Source organism: Prochlorococcus marinus str. MIT 0919, from assembly GCF_027359375.1.
Taxonomy (GTDB): domain Bacteria; phylum Cyanobacteriota; class Cyanobacteriia; order PCC-6307; family Cyanobiaceae; genus Prochlorococcus_D.
The window spans coordinates 881,186-904,600 of the sequence record NZ_CP114779.1 but is presented as its reverse complement, the minus strand read 5'-3'; the positions used below and the strand labels follow the sequence as shown (position 1 = coordinate 904,600).

General features: G+C 40.3%; 24 protein-coding genes and 1 pseudogene. 14 read left to right on the top strand and 11 right to left on the bottom strand.

Features of this window, described 5'->3' with window-relative positions; all coding sequences use genetic code 11:
- Window positions 1-36: 36 nt before the first annotated feature.
- A complete protein-coding gene (locus O5635_RS05115; RefSeq protein WP_241462923.1) occupies window positions 37-1,209 on the bottom strand; it encodes an FtsW/RodA/SpoVE family cell cycle protein in 1,173 nt (390 codons plus the stop codon).
- A gap of 446 nt (window positions 1,210-1,655) precedes the next feature.
- Here O5635_RS05115 and O5635_RS05110 point away from each other — a divergent pair, with 446 nt between their 5' ends.
- The 10 genes from O5635_RS05110 (at window position 1,656) to O5635_RS05065 (ending at window position 8,902) form a co-directional block, all read left to right on the top strand.
- On the top strand, window positions 1,656-2,138 hold the full coding sequence (locus O5635_RS05110; protein WP_241462916.1) for an ATP synthase subunit I: 483 nt from the start codon (window positions 1,656-1,658) through the stop codon (window positions 2,136-2,138).
- Between the two features lie 86 nt (window positions 2,139-2,224).
- Window positions 2,225-2,950, top strand: a complete 726-nt coding sequence (atpB, locus tag O5635_RS05105) for a F0F1 ATP synthase subunit A (protein WP_036900534.1) — start codon at window positions 2,225-2,227, stop codon at window positions 2,948-2,950.
- Window positions 2,951-3,114: 164 nt separating this feature from the next.
- Window positions 3,115-3,363: an ATP synthase F0 subunit C gene (gene atpE / locus O5635_RS05100; protein ID WP_011125758.1), complete on the top strand. Its 249-nt coding sequence runs from the start codon at window positions 3,115-3,117 to the stop codon at window positions 3,361-3,363.
- A gap of 87 nt (window positions 3,364-3,450) precedes the next feature.
- Complete coding sequence (locus O5635_RS05095; protein ID WP_036900532.1) at window positions 3,451-3,912, top strand: F0F1 ATP synthase subunit B'; 462 nt, start codon at window positions 3,451-3,453, stop codon at window positions 3,910-3,912.
- Window positions 3,909-4,424, top strand: a complete 516-nt coding sequence (locus O5635_RS05090; RefSeq protein ID WP_036900530.1) for a F0F1 ATP synthase subunit B — start codon at window positions 3,909-3,911, stop codon at window positions 4,422-4,424. Before O5635_RS05095 ends, O5635_RS05090 begins: the two co-directional genes overlap by 4 nt.
- Window positions 4,424-4,972 (top strand): ATP synthase F1 subunit delta, encoded by a 549-nt coding sequence (atpH, locus tag O5635_RS05085; RefSeq protein ID WP_036900528.1) that lies wholly within the window; start codon window positions 4,424-4,426, stop codon window positions 4,970-4,972. The genes O5635_RS05090 and atpH overlap by 1 nt, the downstream gene beginning before the upstream one ends.
- A 70-nt stretch (window positions 4,973-5,042) precedes the next feature.
- Window positions 5,043-6,560, top strand: a complete 1,518-nt coding sequence (atpA, locus tag O5635_RS05080) for a F0F1 ATP synthase subunit alpha (protein ID WP_036900526.1) — start codon at window positions 5,043-5,045, stop codon at window positions 6,558-6,560.
- Between the two features lie 30 nt (window positions 6,561-6,590).
- On the top strand, window positions 6,591-7,541 hold the full coding sequence (locus tag O5635_RS05075; RefSeq protein ID WP_036900524.1) for a F0F1 ATP synthase subunit gamma: 951 nt from the start codon (window positions 6,591-6,593) through the stop codon (window positions 7,539-7,541).
- A 33-nt stretch (window positions 7,542-7,574) separates the two neighbouring features.
- Complete coding sequence (locus tag O5635_RS05070; RefSeq protein WP_036900522.1) at window positions 7,575-7,769, top strand: hypothetical protein; 195 nt, start codon at window positions 7,575-7,577, stop codon at window positions 7,767-7,769.
- A gap of 20 nt (window positions 7,770-7,789) precedes the next feature.
- The gene (locus O5635_RS05065; RefSeq protein WP_241462915.1) at window positions 7,790-8,902 is read left to right on the top strand and encodes a DUF3326 domain-containing protein; all 1,113 of its coding nucleotides are present in this window, start codon (window positions 7,790-7,792) and stop codon (window positions 8,900-8,902) included.
- A gap of 10 nt (window positions 8,903-8,912) precedes the next feature.
- Here the strand turns inward: O5635_RS05065 and O5635_RS05060 are convergent.
- The 5 genes and pseudogenes from O5635_RS05060 to O5635_RS05040 all read right to left on the bottom strand — a co-directional run.
- A pseudogene (locus tag O5635_RS05060) lies at window positions 8,913-9,254 on the bottom strand (alanine dehydrogenase); the annotation flags it as partial.
- Entirely contained in the window at window positions 9,239-10,951 is a 1,713-nt protein-coding gene (locus O5635_RS05055) for an NAD+ synthase (RefSeq protein ID WP_036900520.1), read from the bottom strand. The pseudogene O5635_RS05060 and the gene O5635_RS05055, both read right to left, overlap by 16 nt.
- Window positions 10,952-10,960: 9 nt before the next feature.
- Window positions 10,961-11,533 (bottom strand): nicotinate-nucleotide adenylyltransferase, encoded by a 573-nt coding sequence (locus tag O5635_RS05050; RefSeq protein WP_081934250.1) that lies wholly within the window; start codon window positions 11,531-11,533, stop codon window positions 10,961-10,963.
- Window positions 11,530-12,852 (bottom strand): GTP-binding protein, encoded by a 1,323-nt coding sequence (locus tag O5635_RS05045; RefSeq protein ID WP_036900518.1) that lies wholly within the window; start codon window positions 12,850-12,852, stop codon window positions 11,530-11,532. Before O5635_RS05045 ends, O5635_RS05050 begins: the two co-directional genes overlap by 4 nt.
- Window positions 12,849-13,835 (bottom strand): CNNM domain-containing protein, encoded by a 987-nt coding sequence (locus O5635_RS05040; RefSeq protein WP_036900516.1) that lies wholly within the window; start codon window positions 13,833-13,835, stop codon window positions 12,849-12,851. The genes O5635_RS05045 and O5635_RS05040 overlap by 4 nt, the downstream gene beginning before the upstream one ends.
- Window positions 13,836-13,938: 103 nt before the next feature.
- Between O5635_RS05040 and O5635_RS05035 the strand changes: the two genes are divergently transcribed.
- On the top strand, window positions 13,939-15,258 hold the full coding sequence (locus O5635_RS05035) for an aminopeptidase P N-terminal domain-containing protein (protein WP_036900514.1): 1,320 nt from the start codon (window positions 13,939-13,941) through the stop codon (window positions 15,256-15,258).
- 8 nt (window positions 15,259-15,266) lie between these two features.
- On the opposite strand, the gene O5635_RS05030 is transcribed toward O5635_RS05035, so the two are convergent.
- Window positions 15,267-16,061, bottom strand: a complete 795-nt coding sequence (locus O5635_RS05030) for a TIGR01548 family HAD-type hydrolase (protein ID WP_036900512.1) — start codon at window positions 16,059-16,061, stop codon at window positions 15,267-15,269.
- 65 nt (window positions 16,062-16,126) lie between these two features.
- Between O5635_RS05030 and O5635_RS05025 the strand changes: the two genes are divergently transcribed.
- Complete coding sequence (locus O5635_RS05025) at window positions 16,127-16,603, top strand: 30S ribosomal protein PSRP-3 (protein WP_036900509.1); 477 nt, start codon at window positions 16,127-16,129, stop codon at window positions 16,601-16,603.
- Window positions 16,604-16,658: 55 nt separating this feature from the next.
- Here O5635_RS05025 and atpC read toward each other — a convergent pair whose 3' ends face one another.
- Complete coding sequence (gene atpC, locus O5635_RS05020; protein WP_036900507.1) at window positions 16,659-17,066, bottom strand: ATP synthase F1 subunit epsilon; 408 nt, start codon at window positions 17,064-17,066, stop codon at window positions 16,659-16,661.
- A gap of 101 nt (window positions 17,067-17,167) precedes the next feature.
- The gene (atpD, locus tag O5635_RS05015; protein WP_036900504.1) at window positions 17,168-18,634 is read right to left on the bottom strand and encodes a F0F1 ATP synthase subunit beta; all 1,467 of its coding nucleotides are present in this window, start codon (window positions 18,632-18,634) and stop codon (window positions 17,168-17,170) included.
- A gap of 229 nt (window positions 18,635-18,863) precedes the next feature.
- Here atpD and groES point away from each other — a divergent pair, with 229 nt between their 5' ends.
- Together groES and groL are read left to right on the top strand one after the other, a co-directional pair.
- Window positions 18,864-19,175 carry a co-chaperone GroES gene (groES, locus tag O5635_RS05010; RefSeq protein ID WP_036900502.1) on the top strand — a complete coding sequence of 104 codons (312 nt, stop codon included), beginning with the start codon at window positions 18,864-18,866 and terminating at the stop codon, window positions 19,173-19,175.
- Between the two features lie 68 nt (window positions 19,176-19,243).
- Window positions 19,244-20,875 (top strand): chaperonin GroEL, encoded by a 1,632-nt coding sequence (gene groL, locus O5635_RS05005; RefSeq protein ID WP_036900500.1) that lies wholly within the window; start codon window positions 19,244-19,246, stop codon window positions 20,873-20,875.
- A gap of 569 nt (window positions 20,876-21,444) precedes the next feature.
- Here the strand turns inward: groL and secG are convergent.
- Entirely contained in the window at window positions 21,445-21,675 is a 231-nt protein-coding gene (gene secG / locus O5635_RS05000; RefSeq protein ID WP_036900493.1) for a preprotein translocase subunit SecG, read from the bottom strand.
- Between the two features lie 10 nt (window positions 21,676-21,685).
- Entirely contained in the window at window positions 21,686-23,308 is a 1,623-nt protein-coding gene (gpmI, locus tag O5635_RS04995) for a 2,3-bisphosphoglycerate-independent phosphoglycerate mutase (RefSeq protein ID WP_036900491.1), read from the bottom strand.
- Between the last annotated feature and the right edge of the window lie 107 nt (window positions 23,309-23,415).

Here is a 23,415-nt window from a genome sequence, read left to right as displayed (position 1 = left end):
AGGTTTTTTTTTACATTAATAGATTTTGAATGCCCATTAGCTAAGTTTCTTCTTGATTTCCAACCCACCTATGAGCCCTGTGGATTCTAGGGCGCATCTAATTAATAAGCTGCTAATTAATAGACTTGAAATTAACGAATTGCCACCATAGCTAATCAGTGGGAGAGGAAGACCAGTTGTAGGCATGGAACCAGAAGCTACTGCTAAATGCATAATTGCTTGACCTATAAGCAGTGTGCTGCATCCACTTGCAATCAGCTTTGAATAATTGTTTCGGCAACGGAGCGATATTCGTAACCCTATAAATGCAATTAATAAGAAGAACAAAATCATCATCACTGAGCCAATAAAACCAAACTCTTCAGCAAAAACTGCAAAGATGAAATCTGTACTTAGGAATGGAAGATAAAGAAGCTTTTGTGTTGACAGTCCATACCCTTCTCCAAAGAATCCACCTGAGCCAATTGCTAAAAGACTTTGTATGAGTTGATATCCATTCCCCTCAGCGTCTTGCCATGGATTTAAGAAGGAAATGACTCTTAGTTTTTGATATTCATTTATAAAAATACTTAATGAACCCATTGCCCCACCTAGTAAGGCTGTTGTAAATAAGGACCTGAATTTTACCCCTGCTGAAAGAGCCATGAGCCAAATCAAAATTCCTATAAGTGCCGCTGTACTGAGATTTGGCTGTTTAAGTATTAATAAAATCAATCCTCCAAATATTCCAAAACTGAAGATTTTTTGATCTGTGTGAATTCTTTTCCATTGCGCAAAAATATTTGCAGCCTGAAGGATTACAAAAGGTTTAACTAATTCAGACGGTTGTAATCGGATTGGTCCAAGTATTAGCCACCTAGAGGAACCATTTACCGTACTTCCAAAGAAAAGTGTTGCAACTACTAAAAACAAGCAAATTAACAAACAGGTTCTTGAAAGTTTGAGCCATCTCCTTAGATTTATTGAAATTGCTACCCAAGCAATACCCCAACTTGTAAAGAGCCATATAATTTGGCGTTTTACAAAATAAGTTCCATCTCCCATTTCTTTATTTGCTACCCACCAACTTGCTGAACCAAGAATTAAAAGACCTGCAACACTCCAAAACCCAACTAATGCTAATAATAATCTTGCTTCAGCTGGCCAAATATCCCAAGGGATAGGTAGCAGTCTTTGCAATAGGGAAACTTTATTTCTTTTTGGCAATATTGCTCCATTTGAAGTCCTATATACGACTTGTTTAGGATTGACAGTTTTTATAGACTGACTTCTCAAAGGTTGAGAAAAATAGTTTTACCTATTGAGCCGTTTAATAGCCAATCTGCCAAGTCTTTTTATAAGGAAATGTGGCTTTACTCTGGATTCAAAAAATGTAAAAACTAATTTTGGGAAATTATTTTCGTTAACTTTTAGCTTGGAATGCCTAGCTTTCAATTGTAACGGTCAAGTTTATATTTTGCTTATAGGAATTTTTTCAGGGATTGAATTTTAGCAATTTATCCACTATCTAAATGCTCTTTGCAACTGGTTAAAAGCCTCCCATTCGGTAAAAACCATCTCATTGAAATAAAATTTTTGGATGATCTGGTACCTCAAAAGGCGTATTTATACCTGCTGCATGGTAGATTCCGCGGGCCTTTGAAGCATAAGAACCTTTGCTGGTATCTCCACTGCTTAAGACTTTAAATAAACCTCCATCAGGAGGGGCATCTGAAGTGCAAAAGCATATGGAAGTCAGCGAAACAAATGAGACAGTAACTAGTTCTGCACCTTCGAAGAACTCTTTAAAAGGTGCAACTAATGAGTATGTTCAGCTTCAACGCCGCGTATTCAAGTTAACTCTTGTCGCCACAGCCATTTCGGTTTGCTTGACGACCATTTTTGTTGGATTTCATAGCTCTATCAGCCTTTTGATAGGTGCATTGTCTGGATTGCTTTACTTGCGATTGCTTGCTCGCAGTATTGGCCGTCTCGGTGTGGGTTCAACTTCAGTTAGCAACTTTCAGTTACTTGTCCCAGTAATACTTTTCTTGGCAGTCACCAGATTGCCTCAGCTAGAGTTATTACCATCCTTGTTAGGTTTTTTGCTTTATAAGCCGTCTTTAATAATTCAATTTCTTCTCGAGCCTAGAGCTTGAGAGGTTTCTGATTCTTTATTTTTGTTGGCTTGAAGGCTTGATCAAGAGCACAAATTCCGCTGTAGCGGCTTTTAATTCCAATCGCAATGGGTTCCTCGATATTCTTTCTACCTTTTGCTGAATTAGAGGTGGGTCAACACCTCTATTGGCAACTGGGAAATCTCAGAATTCACGGCCAAGTTTTCATGACTTCTTGGCTCCTTATTGGTGCATTACTTACTCTTGTAGTTATTGGCACCAAGAAAATGGAACGTGATCCTAAAGGTGTTCAGAATCTTCTTGAGTTTCTATGGGATTACATACGTGATTTAGCAAGAACTCAGATAGGAGAAAAAGTTTATCGAGACTGGATGCCTTTTATTGGCACCCTATTTTTGTTCATTTTTGTGAGCAATTGGGGAGGAGCTTTAGTCCCTTGGAGACTTATTCGTCTTCCAAGCGGAGAACTAGGAGCCCCAACTGCTGATATAAATACCACTGTTGCATTGGCTCTTTTAGTTTCTCTTTCCTATTTCTATGCGGGATTGAGCAACAAAGGACTGCGTTACTTCGAGTATTACGTTCATCCAACTCCAATAATGCTGCCATTTAAGATTGTGGAAGACTTTACTAAGCCCCTTTCGCTTTCTTTCCGTTTATTTGGGAATATTTTGGCAGATGAATTAGTTGTTGCAGTACTAGTTTTTCTAGTACCACTTGTTCTACCAGTTCCTGTGATGTTCCTTGGCTTGTTTACAAGTGCTATACAAGCCCTGATCTTCGCAACTCTTGCTGCTTACTACATTGGTGAAGCAGTAGAAGAACACCATTAATTTTTATTGCCAGAACTTCATGAAAATTCTGGCAAACCCCTTGCAAGCAGGTCTGAATTCTTTCTGACCTATCAATATGAACTATGAGATTTACCCTCGCAGGTATAAACTCTCGGTTCAATTCTTTATGCGCTTAGTAAGCGTTTTTTTCCCTTAGTTCAATTATGGATTCCATTACCACCGCCGCTTCAGTTGTTGCCGCTGGTTTAGCTGTAGGACTTGGCGCTATCGGCCCTGGTATCGGTCAGGGTAGTGCTGCTCAAGGTGCAGTAGAAGGCATTGCCCGCCAACCTGAAGCTGAAGGCAAAATTAGAGGTACTTTGCTTCTTTCTTTCGCTTTCATGGAGTCACTAACTATTTATGGCCTTGTGGTTGCATTGGTACTTCTTTTTGCTAATCCATTCGCAGGTTGAAGAAAATCTAATTTGACTTTCTTCCCTTTTTAAAAAGTTTAACTACGTTTTCTGGCTCGCTGTAATAGCTAGCTAGCCCCCTGCTATATGACAAGTTTGCTTCTGTTTGGTGCTAGTGAGGGAGGTCTATTTGACTTCGATGCAACCCTCCCTCTGATGGCTGTTCAGGTTGTTCTCCTCACATTCATTCTCAATGCACTTTTCTTTAAGCCTGTAGGACAGGTTGTTGAAGAGAGGGAGGATTATGTGCTTTCTAGTTTGGCAGAGGCTAAAAACAAACTCTCTCAAGTAGAAAAGCTTGAGTCAGATTTGAAGAGTCAACTTAAAGAAGCTCGTCAAGCTGCCCAGGCAGTAATTAATGAGGCTGAAACTGATTCGGAAAATCTTTATAAAGAAGCACTTGCTTTGGCTACAGCAGAAGCCAATGCTTCAAGGGAAGAAGCAAGACGAGCAATAGATTCTCAAAGAGAATCTGCATTAAATCAACTTCAATCTGATTCAGAAAAGCTTGGAGATTTGATAGTTGAACGATTATTGGCATCAAAATGACTTCTTCTCTACTTCTCGCAACTGAAGGATTTGGTCTCAATCTTAATTTGTTTGAGACAAATATCCTTAATTTGGCAGTTGTTATTTTTGGACTTTATAAATTCCTTCCGGGTTTTTTAGGAGGGATTCTAGAAAGACGACGAGCAGGAATTTTGGCAGATATAAAAGATGCCGAAGAGCGTTTAACAAAAGCATCAAAAGCGCTTCTTAAAGCTAAGGAAGAACTTCAATCAGCTGAGCAAAAAGCTTCAAAGATTCGCAGTGATTGTCAATTGCGTGCAGAAGCCATTCGTTTGGACAGTGAAAAGCGAACTGTTGAAGAAATGGCTCGAATCAAACAAGGCGCAGCTTCTGACCTTAATTCTGAGGCAACAAGGGTTAGTGCTCAATTGAGAAAAGAAGCCGCAAAACTTGCTATTGAAAAGGCATTAGCATCTCTTCCTCAAAAGCTTGATGAAGATGCACAGGCAAAATTCATTAGCCAATCCATTCAAAATATAGGTAAGGGTTGATGCCTCTTCTAAATACGATCACTACTCCATATGCTGAGGCCTTTCTTCAAGTTGCAGAGAGCAGCAAAGAAGTTAAAAAGGTCATTTCTCAAGCTAAAGCTATCTTGCAAATATGGAATGATTCTCCCGAGTTAAGGGAGGCAATGGCTTCCCCAGTACTTGAAATTGAGTCTAAAAAAGTAGCTTTGGAGAAGATTTTCTCTGGCAAAGTCACATCGTCTTTCTTGAATTTCTTAAAATTATTAGCTGAACGTCAACGTATTGGTTTTTTGGATGCTGTTCTTGAAAGATTGTTAGAGCTCTATCGTGAACAACGCAACATAGCTCTTGCGACAGTTACTTCTGCAACTGCTCTGGATGAAGAGCAAGAGGCTGCAATTCTTAAAAAGGTTCAAGCTATTGCTGGTACTGATAACTTGGAACTCAATTTAAAAATCGATCCGGCGTTGATTGGTGGCTTTGTAGTAAGAGTTGGTTCAAAGGTTATTGATGCCAGCCTTTCTGGTCAGGTCCGTCGAATGGGCCTTTCACTAGCACGGGTAAGCTAGTGAACTAACTCTCTGTACCAGCTTTCAATTCTTTTCCCATTCCTTATTCCCCCTTCTTCATCTTCCAACCATGGTTTCAATACGCCCCGACGAGATCAGCTCAATCCTGAAGAAACAGATTGCTGATTACGATAAGTCTGTTTCTGTTAGTAATGTAGGAACAGTTCTGCAAATTGGAGACGGTATAGCAAGAATTTATGGCCTTGAACAGGTAATGGCTGGTGAATTAGTTGAATTTGAAGATGGGACTGAAGGTATTGCTCTGAATCTAGAAGATGACAATGTTGGAGCGGTCCTCATGGGTGAGGCTTTAGGTGTTCAAGAAGGAAGTACCGTCAAATCTACTGGCAAGATTGCATCAGTTCCAGTTGGACAAGCGATGCTGGGCAGAGTAGTCAACCCTCTTGGACAACCAGTTGATGGCAATGGTGATATAGCAACAAGTGACTCTCGGCTAATTGAGTCTTTGGCTCCTGGGATCATTAAAAGAAAGTCTGTTCATGAGCCAATGCAAACTGGAATAACTTCTATTGATGCAATGATTCCTATTGGTAGAGGTCAGCGTGAATTAATAATTGGAGATCGTCAAACAGGTAAAACAGCAATCGCTATAGACACTATTATCAACCAAAAAGGACAAGATGTTGTTTGTGTGTATGTAGCTGTTGGGCAGAAATCCGCTTCTGTAGCTCAAGTAGTTGAAGTTTTGCGTGAGAGGGGCGCACTTGACTACACAATTGTTGTTAATGCTAGTGCTTCGGAAGCTGCAGCATTGCAGTACTTAGCCCCTTATACAGGAGCTGCTATTGCTGAACATTTTATGTATCAAGGGAAAGCAACATTAGTAATCTATGACGACTTAACTAAACAGGCACAAGCTTATCGTCAAATGTCCTTGCTTTTGCGTCGCCCACCAGGTCGTGAGGCATATCCAGGAGATGTTTTCTATTGTCATAGTCGTTTGCTTGAGAGAGCTGCCAAGCTTTCTGATGACATGGGGAGTGGGTCGATGACTGCGCTTCCTATAATCGAAACACAAGCAGGGGACGTTTCGGCTTATATTCCAACCAATGTGATATCAATTACTGATGGTCAGATTTTCCTCAGTGCAGATTTGTTTAACTCGGGTTTAAGACCAGCAATTAATGTTGGCATTTCTGTTAGTAGGGTAGGCGGTGCAGCTCAGACAAAAGCTATCAAAAAGATTGCAGGTACTCTGAAGCTTGAGTTGGCTCAATTTGATGAATTGGCAGCTTTCTCTCAGTTTGCTTCTGATCTTGATGAAGCCACACAAAAACAATTAGGAAGAGGTAAGCGTTTAAGAGAGCTTTTGAAACAAGCTCAGTTTGCACCTCTTAACCTTGCAGAACAGGTTGCAGTTGTATATGCAGGTGTTAAAGGCTTGATTGATGAAGTGCCTGTTGAACAGGTAACACAGTTTGCAAGTGAGCTCCGTGAATACCTAAAAACCAGTAAGCCAGATTTTATAACCCAAGTGCTTAAAGAGAAAAAGCTGAATGAAGAAATCGAGGCTGTTCTTAAAGAATCCATCAACGAGGTTAAGTCCTCGATGTTGGCAACTGTTTAATCCTTTCGGTAATCAAGGAGATTCCTATTCATGGCAAACCTTAAGGAGATTAGAGACAGAATTGTTTCTGTCAAAAACACAAGGAAGATTACAGAGGCAATGCGCTTGGTTGCAGCTGCCAAGGTTAGAAGGGCCCAGGATCAGGTCTTGAAAAGTCGTCCTTTCGCTGATCGCTTGGCGAGGGTCCTTGAAAACATTCAATCTCGGATGCAGTTTGAAACAGCTGATTCCCCTCTCCTTCAAACTCGTGAGGTGAAAAAAATCACTTTACTTGCAGTTACTGGTGATCGAGGGTTATGTGGAGGCTATAATACAAATATAATTAAACGGACAGAACAACGTTATAACGAATTAAAAAATCAGGGTTATCTACCTGATTTGGTTCTCATTGGTAGAAAGGCAATTACTTACTTTCAAAACCGTAGTTCTCAGTATAAAGTACGCGCTTCATTTCAGGATCTAGAACAAGTACCTACATCTACAGATGCTGAATCTGTTACAAGTGAAGTTTTGGCTGAATTCCTCTCCGCAAGTACAGACAGAGTCGAGGTTATTTATACCAAGTTTGTAAGTTTAGTTAGTTGTAACCCTGTAGTTCAAACTCTTTTACCATTAGATCCTCAAGGTATAGCTGAGGAAGACGATGAGATTTTTAGATTGACTACCAAAGATAGTCGCTTGGTTATTGAGAAGGATGCAGCCCCTTCTAATGAACAGCCAAAGCTTCCTTCCGATGTGCTTTTCGAGCAAAGTCCAGATCAACTCTTAAATTCTTTGTTACCGCTTTATTTGCAAAATCAATTACTACGTGCACTTCAGGAATCTGCAGCTTCAGAGTTGGCTAGCAGGATGACTGCTATGAATAATGCAAGTGACAATGCTAAAGAGTTAGCAAAAACCCTAAACCTTACTTATAACAAGGCAAGACAGGCTGCTATTACTCAGGAAATCCTTGAGGTTGTTGGTGGTGCAAGTTCTTAAGGCTACATTTGTAACTTTCATAAACATCAGAAGGTGAGACTTCAAACTTTAGAATTCTCAGTTAAATGGCCAAATAATTTGCCAATCTCTGATTTGAGAGAGTATCTAATAAATTTAATCAATAAAGAAGGTGAGCCATTACGCTGGGCAATCACTAACGTTAAACATACACGTAATACCAAGGAGGGTTGTGAATTAGATATTGAAGCAGTAGTTATCATTATTTGATTTCTTGGTATCTAAAGGTAATGCAGAGACATTCTGAATTTCACATCTCATCGGTTACAGCTTCAATGCCTTCATTGTTACTCATCCCAACTGGGATAGGGTGCTCGATTGGTGGCTACGCTGGTGATGCAATCCCTTACGCTCGGTTATTAGCATCTGCGAGTGGCTGTCTAATAACGCATCCGAACGTTATGAATGGGGCTACTCTGTATTGGTCTGATAGACGGATCCAGTATGTAGAGGGATATGCAATAGATCGTTTTGCTACAGGAGAGGTACTTCTAAACCCTGTGCGAAAACAAAAGCTTGGTTTGATATTAGACAAAGGGATTGAAAAGGATTTGAGGGAACGTCATTTGCAAGTTGTCGATGCATGCAAAACTAGTTTGGGGATAGATATAGGACCTATATTAATTACTGATAATCCTTTAGGGATCTCTTTAACTCAAGGGACTAGTGGTTCAAGCTGGGGGGGGATAGAGAATCCTGACTCCTTGTTAAGAGCAGGAGACAAGTTAAAGAGTCAAGGCGCAACTGCAATAGCAGTCGTAACTCGATTCCCTGATGATTTAGACAGTGAAGATTTAGAGGCATATCGAAAAGGTAAAGGAGTAGACCCACTTGCGGGGGCGGAGGCAATTATTAGTCACTTGTTGGTTAAACATTTAAATCTCCCATGTGCTCATGCACCTGCTTTAAATGCATTGCCGTTGGAAAACTTTGTAGACCCTAGATCTGCTGCTGAAGAGTTGGGCCATACATTTTTGCCTTGTGTTTTAGTTGGTCTAAGTCGTGCACCTAGCCTGGTAGAGATTGATAGAACGCAAGGGATAGATAGTTGCCTTGGTAGAGATTTAATTAGTATTGATCATGTAGGTGCTGTTATTGCTCCTGACGGTGCCCTTGGTGGAGCTGCAGTTTTGGCATGTATTGAAAGAAATATTCCGCTGATAGTTGTTTCTAATCGAGGAGTCCTGAATGTGACTGCAAGCTCTTTAGGCTTGGATACCTTAAATCAAGTTGCGAATAATCCGATAATTTATACAGCAAATAATTATTTGGAAGCAGCTGGGTTGATAAGTGGTTTACGTGAAGGTATAGCTATTCAATCGTTAAGAAGGCCAATTAAATAGGACTTGATTTTCATTTTAAACATGACATCGGATGCCTAACGGGGATATTTAGAGCTTTTGCCACCCCAGGGTGACTCACTGAACCATTTATGGTGTTTAAGCCTGAGAGTAGTTCAGTATGCTCTGTCAGTGCACTCTCTAGCTCTCGACCTGCAATCCCTAGGATATAAGGAAGGGTAACGCTTTCAAGAGCTTTAGTGGAAGTGAAAGATACTGCGCCAGGCATATTCCCAACCGCATAATGTTCAACTCCATGAATACTGTTTGTAGGGTTTGTATGCGTAGTTTCTATACTTGTCTCTACACAACCGCCTTGGTCTATAGCTACATCTACGATTACAGATCCTTTTTTGAATATGTCGCGGCTATTGGCACTCTCCAACCACTGCCAAAAGCTTGACGGCTGACTTTTAACATTGGAGGCGCTTGACGTCTTTTGAATTCAGATTGTTTTAACAACTTTTGTATTTTTATTAATAAATCTTTTTTAAAGCCTTGCTTTAAAAGCTCTTTAAGACTGCAACGATCTTCGATTAAAGCTTTGAGAATTTGATCAAGAATTGTATAGTCGGGTAATGAATCACTGTCTAGTTGATCTGGTCTTAGCTCGGCGCTGGGGGGTTTTAAACGAATTGCCTTGCCAATTAGTTCCTTGCTGTTAGGAAGGCCCAAATTTTCTTTGCAAGCAGATGCAGCTTCACTATCAATCCACCTGCACAAATTAAATACACTTGTTTTATAAAGATCACCTATGACTGCAAGTCCACCATTCATATCTCCATAAAGTGTGCAGTAACCTACTGCAAGCTCTGACTTGTTTCCTGTTGCAAGAAGAAGGTGTTTTTGCTCATTAGCAATCGCCATAAGGATTGTTCCTCTAATACGAGCTTGTAGATTCTCTGCTGTTAAACCAGTTGGCTTTTCTCCTAATGATTCCTCTAGTGAATAGTCGTATCTTTTCATAATAGGTGTTATAGGAATTGTTGTTGTTTTTACCCCTAGTCTTTCTGCGAGATCAAGAGCATCTTTGATAGAATTATCTGAACTGAAGGGTGAAGGCATCAAGACTCCGTAAACGTTCTTGCTCCCTAATGCCGCTGTGGCAATTACTGCTACCAATGCTGAGTCTATACCTCCACTTAGTCCAATTAAGACACTGTTGAAATCACATTTTTGTGCATAATCTTTTACTCCTAGGACAAGCATCTTTAAGAGCATTTCCTGGGCATGTATTGGGTCTTCATATACACTTTTTTGATTTAAACTAGGTTCCCAAACCTCTGTACCCTCCTTACATCTGGGTAATGAGAAGATTACTTCCCCTTGAGGGCTCATTACAAAACTTGCTCCATCAAAAACAAGTTCATCATTACCACCAACTTGGTTGACATAAACAACTGGACAATGAAGTCTTTCAGCTGCTTTGGCCGCTAATTTATGACGCAGAAACTCTTTCTTGTGACTAAATGGCGATGCAGAAAGATTTAATAGCATGTCTACATTGGAGCTTATTAATTTAGTAATTGGGTCCGGTCCTTTAATTCGCTCGTTTTGAAGACTTTCTTCAACCCAAAGATCCTCACATATGGTTAGTCCTATATGCCAAATCTTATTTTTGACTGAGAGCTTGAAGGTCCCAGGTGTTGTTGATGATCGGAAGTATCTTCTTTCATCAAATACATCATATGAAGGAAGTAGTTGCTTCCTTGCAACAATTTCCCAACCTGTCCTTTGTAGAAGTGCGACTGAATTAAAAAGTTTTGGAAGTTGCATGTCGGGTGTTGGCTCAGCAATCCCAACGAGTAAAGATAAAGTAGGAACTTCTTTTGATATAACGTCAACGATTTTATCCAGTATGCACCATTGATCGTCCAAAAGCTGAGGGTTGAGGAGTAGATCTCTAGGTGGGTAACCCCATAATGAAAGTTCTGGTGTGGCTAAAAGGTTAATGTTTGATTGAGATGTCTTTAGGCATGCATCCAATATCATTTCGCTATTACCTTTTAAGTCACCTATGACCGGGTTGAGTTGTGCTATAGCAAGTCTCATATCCTGACCTTATAAGCCATAAAGTTTTTCTTGAAGAATAATAGGTAATATTGCTTGTGGAATTTGTGAAACATCTGGTTTGACCCTGATGTCCGAACTAGCTGTTGCTGGAATTTTTAGAGGTAATATATCAATTTCAGCTCCCATGCTTCTAAGTACCTTCAAGTCATCCTGATTAACAGGCCAACCTTCTCGTGGTGCAATCCCAAGACGAGCTTTGACAAGTAACTCTTTAGCCTTAAACCATTTTGGAATCTGGCCAACCAGGTCACTGCCGATAATGAAAACGAGGTCAGATTTTGGCCAAGACTCACTTGCGATTTCCAAAGTTTTGATTGTTTGAGGGCTACTTAATTCTTGTCTAATTTCTACTTGTGGTAACTTTAGCTCTTGGACTAGTATTTCTAGTAGATGATGTCTTGTATTTAGCGATGCATAATGTTCCTTCATTGGATTATCACTAGCCCAAGTCACAACTTTAGGGAATAAACAGCAAAGACTTTTTAAAAGGACTTCGTGTCCATATGTCGGTGGATCAGCACTTGTGCCAAGTAATGCAATCGGACTAATGCACAGATTCACGGTAGGAGAGTTCTTATAACCATCTGGTCTTTGTTTTGAATACCGGGCCAATTACTGATCCAGTTCCTTACTTGTGGGTCTTTTCTTATTAGACATCTTATGATTGAGCTGGGCTGAGCTTCTTTAGATTGACTTCCTCTTAGGAACTCTTTTGCTGCGAGACGTCCTGTTAATTGAGTTGTGTGAACGGCAATTACAGCTTGGGCTAAGGCTACTGGTGCTGTTGATATTAAGCTTAGTCCACCAGTAAGAGGTGCTCCTATTACAAGGAGATGGCGTATGATGCTTAGCGTGACTTGAATTCCTATCTGAGCCCCTCCTAAGAATGTATTTTGTATAGACAGATGCTGTAATAATTTTCTTGCTGAAGGACCTTTTAATTGCAATCCATATAATTTGCTGAGTTGGATGATAAGGGCAGTATCTAATGCGACACCAGTCGCTAGATCAGCCATTAATAGCGGGTTTGCTGCTACTCCAGATGCCTTAATTGTTGCAAATTTTCCAATCAAAGTTTGTGCGGCTTCTTTTCTCCTTTGTAGCCTTCCACTTTTTAGTGAATGATAGAAGCTTTCAGCCTGTCTAAGTGCATTAAGGGCTAATAGCAAGTCACCTTGCTTTTCTAGAATGCGAAGTAACGTATCTTTTAATGGTGCAACTTTGGGAGGACATTGTTTGCTCCTGATATGACCGTCAGACTGGATTTGAGCTTTGCGAGGTGCTGCTGCAACAACTTCAATAATTAGTTCTTTTGCATTCTTAGGTAGTCGACTTTTAATGCTATGAACAACTTGCTTTGCTTCATCCGACTTCCATTGATCACACCTGTTTAAAACTATTAAAAGTGGCTTACCACTTAGGAGGAGAGTCTCTATCGCATCCAACTCAATAATACTCAGGTCACTATCTAGCACTAAAACAACCAAGTCACTATTTAAGGCAACTCGGGAAGCCAAGCGCGCTCTCCCGTTGGCAGCTATTTCGTCAATACCAGGGGTATCTACTAATTCAATCGTTTTTAGGCTTTTAATATTTTGAGGCCATAGAGCACTCTTCATTGTTCTAGTACATCCATGCCCTACATCTGTGGGAAAAATATTATTTTCCAGTAATGCATTTAATAAGCTTGACTTGCCAACACCGACTCTCCCAAATGCTGAGATTCTAAGGTGTTTATTTGATAAGCGAATCAGCTGACGATCGAGAGCTTTTAATTCTCCTGCTAAGTGTGTTTTTTCAAAATTGTTCAAATTAATTTGATCTCTCCATTTCTTAAGGAGTAATTCGCAAAGTTGGACAGTGGATGGGGAAGGTCTCATGAACTTGACTCTCTCCACCAACCAGCCAAAACAGCCAAGACAGCCTCTGCTCCAATTAAGCCAACAAAACCACCGAATTCATCCACGACAACTCTTACTCCATTTTTATCTTTCGTGAAATTAGTAAGTAATCTATCCACGCGTATCATTTCAGGGACAAACTCTACTTTTTCAGAGATGTCTTTTGGTGTGAGTTGGCTATTTCCTTCTAATAATGCAGTTAGTAGACGTTCGCGACTTGCAACACCAACTACTTTATCCACTTCTTTCCCAAGCACTACCCACCACTCAGCATGATTTGTTATTAAAGTAGATCTTAACTCTCCTAAGTTCACTGAGGCATCGAGTGTTGGAGCAGCCACCCTGGGAGTCATTAGATCTCTTGCAGTTAAATCATTTAATTGGAATACTTTGGATATCATTGCAGCTTCGTCGGCTTCTATATATCCTTTTTGAGAGCCGATCCTGGCCATTTGTCTAATTTCTTCTTCGTCAGTACTGATTTCGCTCTCGGTTGTGATGACTGGCAATAATTGCTCTAGTGGAATGAGCACAGGGCGCATTAATACGCTTAGAAAATTAAGGAAAGGTGCACTTGCTAGAGACACTTGCAGGGCAAGTTTTGTTCCTATTGATTTTGGTAGTATTTCACCTAATAGCAATACTAGAATAGTTAAACTAAATGAAAATAATGGTAGAGCTAGACCACCCTTAAATACAAATGTTGCATAACTGCCTAGCATTAAGCTTCCAAAAATATTAAAACCATTGTTAGTAATTGTTAGAACAGTCAGTGTCCTTCCAAGTCGATAACGAAGCTTAGCTAATCTTTTGGCACCTCTCACTGGCTTGGCTCTCGCTGCAAGCTCATGAACTCGCAAAGGGTTGACAGCTAAAAAAGCAGCTTCTACTCCTGAGCACAATGCTGAGCCAATTATTATAACTACAACAAGAATTGCTAGTAATAGGATGTCAGGACTCATGCCTTGTGGTGACCTTCAAAAAGGTGAAGAATCTTTTGAACTTTATTTTTCCACTAAGTTCTATGTCCTGCCATCCTAGATAACTAATAATGAATACTTTCTCGTGACTAATCAGTTGGTTTTCAAGGAAAGACGGGATCGCTTTCTTGCAGAATTGGGTGACAGAGCGGCAATTATCCCAGCCGCTTCCACAGTTATTCATCATGCGGATTGTGAATATCCATTCAGGCAAGATAGTGATTTTTGGTATTTAACCGGTTTTGATGAGCCTAATGCTGTCGCATTATTTTTACCAAATAGACCTTTAGGAGAAAGATATGTTTTATTTGTTGAGCCCAAAGACCCTTCTATTGAAGTTTGGAATGGCATGCGATGGGGAGTGGAAGGGGTGCTGCAACATTTTGGTGTTGATGTTGCTCACTCATTAGAAGAGTTCCATAGCCTTTTGGAGCAATACCTTCAAGGGGCTAAATCGCTTGCTTTTCGTATAGGTAGGCATCACAAAACTGAACCTGTTGTGCTTAAGGCCTGGTCTGCGCTTTTAGATAAAGCACCTAGAAGTGGTTTTGCCCCGCAGTCAATTGCACCCCCTTGCGCCATACTTCACAGATTAAGGCTTCGTAAAGACCCTTGGGAACTGACAAGGATGCGCGAAGCAGCACAAATATCAAGTGATGCCCATGAATTAGCACGTCAATTTACTAAGCCTGGAATGAATGAACGAGAAATACAAGCCCTCATTGAACAATATTTTTTAAAGCTAGGAGCGCGAGGACCAGCGTATGGATCAATAGTTGCTGGAGGTGAAAATGCATGTATTTTGCATTACACCTCCAACAATTCACCACTTAGAGAAGGAGACCTTCTTTTAATAGATGCAGGATGTTCTTTGGTTGACTACTACAATGGTGATATAACGAGGACTTTCCCGGTTGGGAAAAAATTTAATGGTGAACAAAGAGCTTTATATGAAATAGTTTTAGCTGCTCAACAAACTGCTATTGATGCTGTTCTTGTCGGCAATGATACCGATAAAGTTCATTTGACTGCAGTAAGAGTTTTGGTTGAAGGACTAATTGAAATTGGTTTATTAAGAGGAAATGTAGATTCTATTATTGAACAAGGTTCATATAGGCATCTATATATGCATCGAACAGGGCATTGGCTTGGTCTTGATGTACATGATGTTGGTGCATATCGGCTTGGTGATTATGAAGTAGTCCTAGAGCAAGGCATGGTATTAACTGTGGAACCTGGATTGTATATAAGTGATCGAATCCCTGTCTCTGAGAATCAACCAATTATTGATGATCGTTGGAAGGGAATAGGTATTCGTATTGAAGATGATGTGTTGGTAACTAATACAGAGCCAGAGGTTTTAAGCTCCGGTGCTTTGAAATCAGTTGATGCAATGGAGCAATAAATTCTTTTTTATTCCTGCCATTGCTTTAAAAGACATTTTAAAATTTCTTGTGATGATTTAAGGATGATATCTGCCCCGGCTTGCTTTAATTGGCTTTCATATTGCAATCTAAAAGAAAGGTTTTCAGGTTGATGAAGGTGTGGTGGTGCTATAGCAATGCTCAGAAATGATTGAGTGGGAATTTCCTTACGTGCTCTTTTAACAGTTAAAACATCTGCAACTGTGTCACCAAGATAGCCAATCACAGGTGCGTTAGATCCTAAATTCATGCCATAAATCTCTTGCGACAGTTCAATTAATCCAGTTGGATCAGGCTTGTCAGGGACATCTCCCATAGCTCGCAGTGGTGCATTTTTGAGGCCAAGCCTACTTTCTAATACGTATTTTGCAGATGGAGGCTCCGCTCCACTGAAAAATCCCCACCCTATATTGTTTTTTGTTAGCCCCTTAAAAAGACTTGGTTCCACTAAGAGTGGTTCATCTTTAATAAATCCTTCCCACAAGAACGGGTCATCACCTTGATTTTTCCCAAAATAAAAATCACTGAATATTTTTATAATGCTTTGTCTTTCTGGCAGTTTTGTGGAGAGCTTTTTCTTTTGAACATATCGTTTAATAAGTTCTAAACTAGCGTCCCAATCATTATTCCAGCAGCCTTCTGACTTTAAAGAATCAATATCTTTATGGGATGGTTCCCAGCCGCAAAAACTATTTACAGTTTTCTTTAAAGCAAGGTGATAGCTGGAAGAAACATCACGGATTACACCATCAATGTCAAAGAGAATGAGTCCTTTTAAGTCCAAACAAAATGATTTATAGGATCTAATGCTGGTAGGTTAGTTGATTGTTAGACGTATAAACTTTTGAAATGACGGTTTCTGATGGAATTACTTCTGATCAAGATGGTCAGACAGCTTCTGCAACTGGGGGAAGTGATCAACAACCCAAAGCTGGTAGGCCAGGGATGCTAGGGGCTGCTGAAGCTCTTGCTTCAGCAACTTTTGATGCTGATGGCGTCCCTTCGGGCCAAACACCTAAAGCAGATGAAGGAAGATTTTTATTAAAGATTCTTTGGTTGCCAGATAATGTTGCATTAGCAGTAGATCAAATTGTTGGAGGTGGTCCTAGCCCTCTTACGGCTTACTTCTTCTGGCCTAGAGAAGACGCATGGGAAACATTAAAAACAGATCTTGAAGAAAAAGCTTGGATTACTGATAATGAGAGGGTAGAAATTTTAAATAAAGCAACTGAAGTAATTAATTATTGGCAAGAAGAAGGCAAAGGCAAAACACTTGAAGAAGCAAAAGTTAAATTTCCAGAAGTTACCTTCTGCGGAACTGCTTAAATTATTTTGATCTATTACTGCTTCTGGCAACAAAGGAAAGAAGAATTATATTTTTTTAGATTGATTTAGATGCCTGAACTCTTGCTCTAGCTCGATTTAGACTTTCCTTGGCCTTTACTTTTTCAGTTGAATTGTCTTGTCCTTCTAATTGATTAACTTTGCTTTGAGCTTGTTCAAATTCTTTTTCAGCGATGCTGGAATTGATTTCATCTCCAAGTTCTGCAGCATTAACTAAAACAGTTACTTCATCAGCTTCCACTTCTGCAAAACCACCCATTAGAGCAATAGAGTCCCAACCACCATCTTTTCGAACTCTCAGCACTCCAATATCTATGGCTGTAACCATAGATATGTGACCAGGCAATATGCCTAATAACCCTGTAGTGCTAGGAAGAATGACTTCTTCTGCAGTATCGTCAAAGACGCTTTTATCTGGGGCAAGCACTCGAACATTTAAAGACATCTGGATAGCAATTGGGGGAGAAGTTTCAGTGGTTTTGGACCTTAGAGAGGGGCTACTAAAAATAAGTAGCCTTTAACCTTGGCCTGTTTGGGCTTTATTTATCAACCCTTACTTTCCGAGCTGAGCTTTTCAGCTTTTGCTTTAACTTCTTCAATATTCCCAACAAGATAAAACGCTTGTTCTGGGAGATGATCTAGTTCTCCTGCGAGGATCATATTGAAACCTGCAATTGTTTCTTCGAGCTTTACATATTTACCTGACATACCTGTAAAGATTTCAGCTACGAAGAAAGGCTGAGATAAGAACTTTTCAATTTTACGAGCTCTATCAACAGTTCTTCTATCTTCTTCAGATAGTTCATCTAAACCAAGGATTGCAATAATATCTTGAAGTTCTTTATATCTCTGAAGAGTGGATTGAACTGCTCTTGCTGTTCTGTAATGCTCTTCACCAACAACAGAAGGTTGAAGCATAGTACTTGTTGAATCTAGAGGGTCAACAGCTGGATAAATCCCCTTTGCTGCTAAAGCCCTAGCTAGCACTGTAGTCGCATCAAGGTGAGCAAACGTTGTAGCTGGTGCTGGGTCTGTCAAGTCGTCTGCAGGCACATAAACGGCTTGGATAGATGTAATTGAACCTTCAAGAGTTGAAGTTATACGTTCTTGCAGTTCTCCAACGTCTGTTCCTAAAGTTGGCTGATATCCAACAGCTGATGGCATTCTGCCTAATAGAGCAGAAACTTCAGAACCTGCCTGAACAAATCTAAAAATATTATCAATAAATAAAAGAACATCTTGCTTATTAACATCTCTAAAATGTTCCGCCATTGTTAAAGCTGAAAGACCGACTCTCATCCTGGCGCCAGGTGGCTCATTCATTTGTCCAAAACAAAGAGCAACTTTTGATTCAGTTAGGTTCTCAGCATTTATAACCCCAGACTCTTTAAATTCTTCGTATAGATCATTGCCTTCTCTTGTACGTTCTCCTACTCCACCAAAAACTGAAACTCCGCCATGTTCTTTGGCGATATTGTTAATCAACTCTTGAATTAAAACTGTCTTTCCAACTCCAGCACCCCCAAAAAGGCCCACTTTGCCTCCCTGTCTATAAGGGGCAAGAAGGTCAATAACCTTAATTCCAGTTTCGAAAACTTTTGGCTTTGTTTCTAAGTCAGTCAGTTTAGGAGCCGGCCTATGGATTGGAGCACTGGCTGAACTTTTTACTGGACCTTGCTCATCAACGGGCTCACCTAATACATTAAAAATTCTTCCAAGTGTTGCTTCTCCCACTGGGACGGAAATAGGAGCTCCTGTATCAAGAGCTTCCATGCCTCTAACTAGACCGTCTGTTCCGCTCATAGCAACTGCTCGAACACGATGGTCCCCTAAAAGTTGTTGGACCTCTGCTGTCAGCCCAATGCTTTGTCCAGCTGGATTTTTCCCTTCTATTCGAAGAGCATTCAATATTTTTGGTAATTTTCCAGCGGGGAATTCAACATCTAAAACTGGTCCAATAACCTGTCGGACTATTCCCTTGGTTCCGGTTGAGGCGGTTGCGGCAGGGGCCATAAGAATTAAAAATAATCTGAGCAAAGATTCGCTTTAAGCAAATCTTCCTAAGCGGCGCAAGACTACCACTTCGCAGGGGCTATATGTTGTGCGGTTCGGTCAACCGCACAGAACAGTAGTAGTCGACTGGCCGCTTCAGTGAATATGTTGTTGACCATACCGTTTCGAGAAAAACTCGTTCCAGTATGTGTGCTTTGTGCACTGTTCTTGATCCTGAATTAATTAATTAATGGCCGCTGTATCTCTCAGCGTCTCCACTGTTAAGCCCCTTGGAGATCGTGTTTTTGTAAAAGTCTCTGAATCAGAAGAGAAAACTGCTGGTGGAATTTTGCTTCCCGATACGGCAAAAGAAAAACCACAAGTTGGGGAAGTTGCCCAAGTTGGACCAGGTAAACGTAATGAAGACGGTTCTCGACAGGCCCCTGAGGTTGGTGTTGGGGACAAAGTTCTTTATAGCAAATATGCTGGCACTGATATAAAAATCGGTGGTGATGAATATGTACTTTTGTCTGAGAAAGACATTCTTGCAGTCGTCAACTAACATTCACAGCTTCTAAAAGCTAACCATTTAATTTTCACTCCCAATCTTTTCTAGGAAAAACGCCTCCCATGGCTAAGCGAATTATTTACAACGAGCAAGCCCGCCGAGCACTCGAGCGTGGTATTGACATACTGGCCGAATCAGTGGCCGTTACTCTTGGTCCTAAAGGACGCAATGTAGTCCTGGAAAAGAAGTTTGGGGCTCCTCAAATTATTAACGATGGTGTAACCATTGCTAAAGAAATTGAGTTAGAAGACCACATTGAAAACACTGGTGTTGCACTAATTCGACAGGCTGCATCTAAAACTAATGATGCTGCAGGCGATGGCACTACTACAGCCACAGTTCTTGCACATGCAATGGTTAAAGCAGGTTTAAGGAATGTTGCTGCTGGTGCTAATGCAATCACTTTGAAAAAAGGTATTGATAAAGCAACAGATTTTCTTGTTAAGAAGATTCAAGAACAGGCTAAGCCAATTAGTGATAGTAATGCCATCGCACAGTGTGGAACTATCGCTGCTGGGAACGACGAAGAAGTTGGAGAGATGATTGCTAATGCTATGGATAAGGTTGGGAAAGAAGGGGTTATTTCCCTTGAAGAGGGCAAGTCCATGACTACCGAGTTGGAAGTCACGGAAGGTATGCGTTTTGATAAAGGGTATATTTCTCCTTATTTCGCTACAGATACTGAGCGAATGGAGGCAGTATTAGATGAACCTTATATCCTGCTGACTGACAAAAAAATAGGTTTGGTTCAGGATCTTGTGCCTGTCTTAGAACAGATTGCTAAGACTGGAAAACCTCTTTTAATTGTTGCTGAGGATATTGAGAAAGAAGCATTGGCAACTTTGGTTGTTAATCGTTTGCGCGGAGTGCTAAACGTTGCGGCAGTTAAGGCACCAGGATTTGGAGATCGAAGAAAAGCAATGCTAGAGGATATGGCTGTTTTAACCAATGGACAGCTAATTACCGAAGACGCTGGATTGAAGCTAGAAAATGCGACTTTGGAAATGCTTGGCACTTCCAGAAGAGTAACTATTAACAAGGACACTACAACAATTGTTGCAGAGGGGAATGAGGTCGCAGTGAAGGCGCGTTGTGAGCAGATAAAAAAACAAATGGAGGAAACTGACTCTACTTATGACAAAGAGAAGCTTCAGGAACGTTTAGCTAAGCTTGCTGGTGGGGTTGCTGTCGTGAAAGTAGGAGCTGCAACTGAAACTGAAATGAAAGATAAGAAGCTTCGCTTGGAAGATGCTATTAATGCAACAAAAGCTGCTGTAGAAGAAGGTATTGTGCCTGGAGGAGGTACAACTCTCGCTCATCTTGCTCCTGAATTGCAGTCTTGGGCTGATAAAAGTCTTTCAGGAGAAGAGCTAATCGGAGCAAACATTGTTGAAGCGGCTTTAACAGCCCCATTAATGCGTATTGCAGAGAATGCAGGTGCAAATGGCGCAGTTATTGCTGAGCATGTTAAAAGTAAGCCTGTAAATGATGGGTACAATGCGGCTTCAGGTGATTACGTAGATATGTTGTCCGCTGGAATTGTTGACCCCGCAAAAGTGACACGTTCTGGCTTGCAAAATGCATCTTCAATAGCTGGCATGGTTCTTACGACTGAATGTATTGTTGCAGATTTGCCAGAGAAGAAAGATGCTGCAGGTGCAGGTGCAGGAATGGGAGGAGACTTTGATTACTGATTGCAAAATCGTTTAATCAAAACATCAATTTCAATGAGGGACAGGGTTTTCACTCTGTCCCTTTTTCATTGCTTACCCATAAGATATTTGAAACATTCCATTTTCTTACGTTTGGATATCAATTCTTTAGTAATAGCAAGCTTTCTGCGTATACAGAGATATTTTTATTATTTATTGCCTCAACATCAATAATCAAGACTTTCTGGCTTTTAGGACTGGGTTTCCCCCAGTCCTCTTTAATAAATAGTGTTATATATTCTTTAATTAAAAATTTAAACAGCAAGCATAAATAGGCTTATTTAAAATAGGCTCCCTTTCTTTTGTATGCTCTACGCCTATCTGATAGCATTCTGGGATTCCTTTCTCTTTGACTAAGTTATTTATATTCTTTTCGAGAAATTTTTCATTTAAGCTTTTTAAACTATCTTCTTCACCATATTTGATTTCACATTTCCTTAAACTTGCATATAATTGGCTGTGATTTGTTACTCCTATTATGAGAAATATGATGAATACCCTTGACGTGTAAAATCGCATTTATTATTGATATTTAATCACAAATATGTTTTTTATTTAAGCCAACCTGCACTTAATGTAACTGCAAGACCTAAGAATATAATCAAACATGTCCAAGTAGCTTTGTTTAGAGTTGCTTCTGCACTGCTAGCACTTGAAAACATTGAGCTCCCGCTTGCAGCAAGGCCACCCATTCCATCACCTTTCGGACTATGTAATAAAACAAGGAAAACTAATAGAAGACCACTGGCAACCCACATCCAAGTAACAATTGAAATAAGCATGATTCAGATTTTAAGCATGTTGAGGTATACGAGAGGAAAACTTAGGGGTTTCTATTGTCTCAATTAACGATGATCCTGTCATAGCCTTTGGTTTAGGTAGAGACAATAATTGCAAGATAGTTGGAGCAATATCTGCCAACCCACCTCCTTTCCTTAATCTAATTTGGTTCCCTGCATCAGCTACTTTCCGTTTTTCTCCTTCGACAATAATTACCGGTACTGGATTAGTAGTATGGGCAGTCCAAGGTTGACCATCGGCCCCTTGCATGACTTCAGCATTACCATGATCTGCAGTTACTAGAAGCGTTCCACTCATTTTTCCTGTTGAATCAAGAATACGTCCCACACAGCTATCAACTTTGCTAATTGCTTCCTGGGCTGCTTTCATTACCCCAGTATGACCAACCATATCTGGATTTGCGTAATTAATTACTATCAGAGAGTAAAGGCCGCTTTCGATAGCTTTTGTACAGCTATCAGTTAATTGGTCTGCAGACATTGCAGGAGATAAATCATATGTTGCCACTCGCGGAGAAGGTACTAAATGTCGATCTTCACCAGGCAAGGGTTTCTCAATTCCTCCATTTAAAAAATATGTGACATGAGGGTATTTCTCGGTCTCAGCAGTTCTAAATTGTCGCAATCCATGATTTGAAACTACCTGCCCAAGAAGGTCATCAAGAGATTCAGGTGGGAAAGCTACTGATACTGGTAGTTCGGCTTCATATTGAGTGAAAGTAAGAACGTTTGCTTTGGGCTTGTCATTTCGCTCGAACAAATCGAAATCCGGAGTGCTAATTGCCTTGATTAATTGCCTTGCTCTGTCAGGACGAAAATTGAACATTATTACTCCGTCCCCATCTTGGATGTAAGAGGGTTTTAAACGTATTGGCTCAAGAAATTCATCGGTAATGCCATTTGAATAGCTTTGAGCAATTAATTCATCAGTTGATAAATCACTGACTGGAAGATTTGGGTTTGTTAGCAATTCATAAGCTTTCTGTGTCCTCTCCCAGCGATTATCTCGATCCATTGCCCAATAACGACCACATAGGCTTGTTAATTCACCGACCTCAGAGGATTCTATTTTTTGATTAATAGCTTTTAAATATTTTTGGGCACTTTTAGCGGGAGTATCTCTTCCATCTGTAAAAGCATGCACTGAAATTTTGGGGATTTTTTCATCATTTGCCCAATCTAAAAGGCCGCACAGGTGATTGATATGACTATGAACACCTCCATCAGAACAAAGGCCTATTACATGAAGTGTTTTGTTGTTTTCTCGTAAAACACTTGCAAGTTTTTGAAGAGTCTTTATTTGAGAAAGCTTTTTCGCTCGAACAATATTGCTAATTCTGACAAGTTCTTGCTGGATAATTCGTCCAGCACCAATTGTGAGATGACCTACCTCTGAGTTGCCCATTTGCGAATTTGGAAGGCCTACATCTGCACCACTTGCTTCTATTAATGTATGAGGATATGCATGCCATAAGGCATCCATGACTGGAGTAGCAGCATTTTGAATTGCATTATGCTTGTTTTCTTTGCTATATCCCCATCCATCAAGAATTGCCAGAACAACAGGTGCAACTGGTCCTGACCTGATATTTGAGGAGGAACTAATCTTCGGCATTGGCTAGGGCTTAGTGCCTGTCAGGGTGAGCCTTAGTATCAAATTACTTGTTTGTTGGCCAGAGGCTCTATTTCTATTAACTTCCGTCAGCTTTTGCGAATTCAATT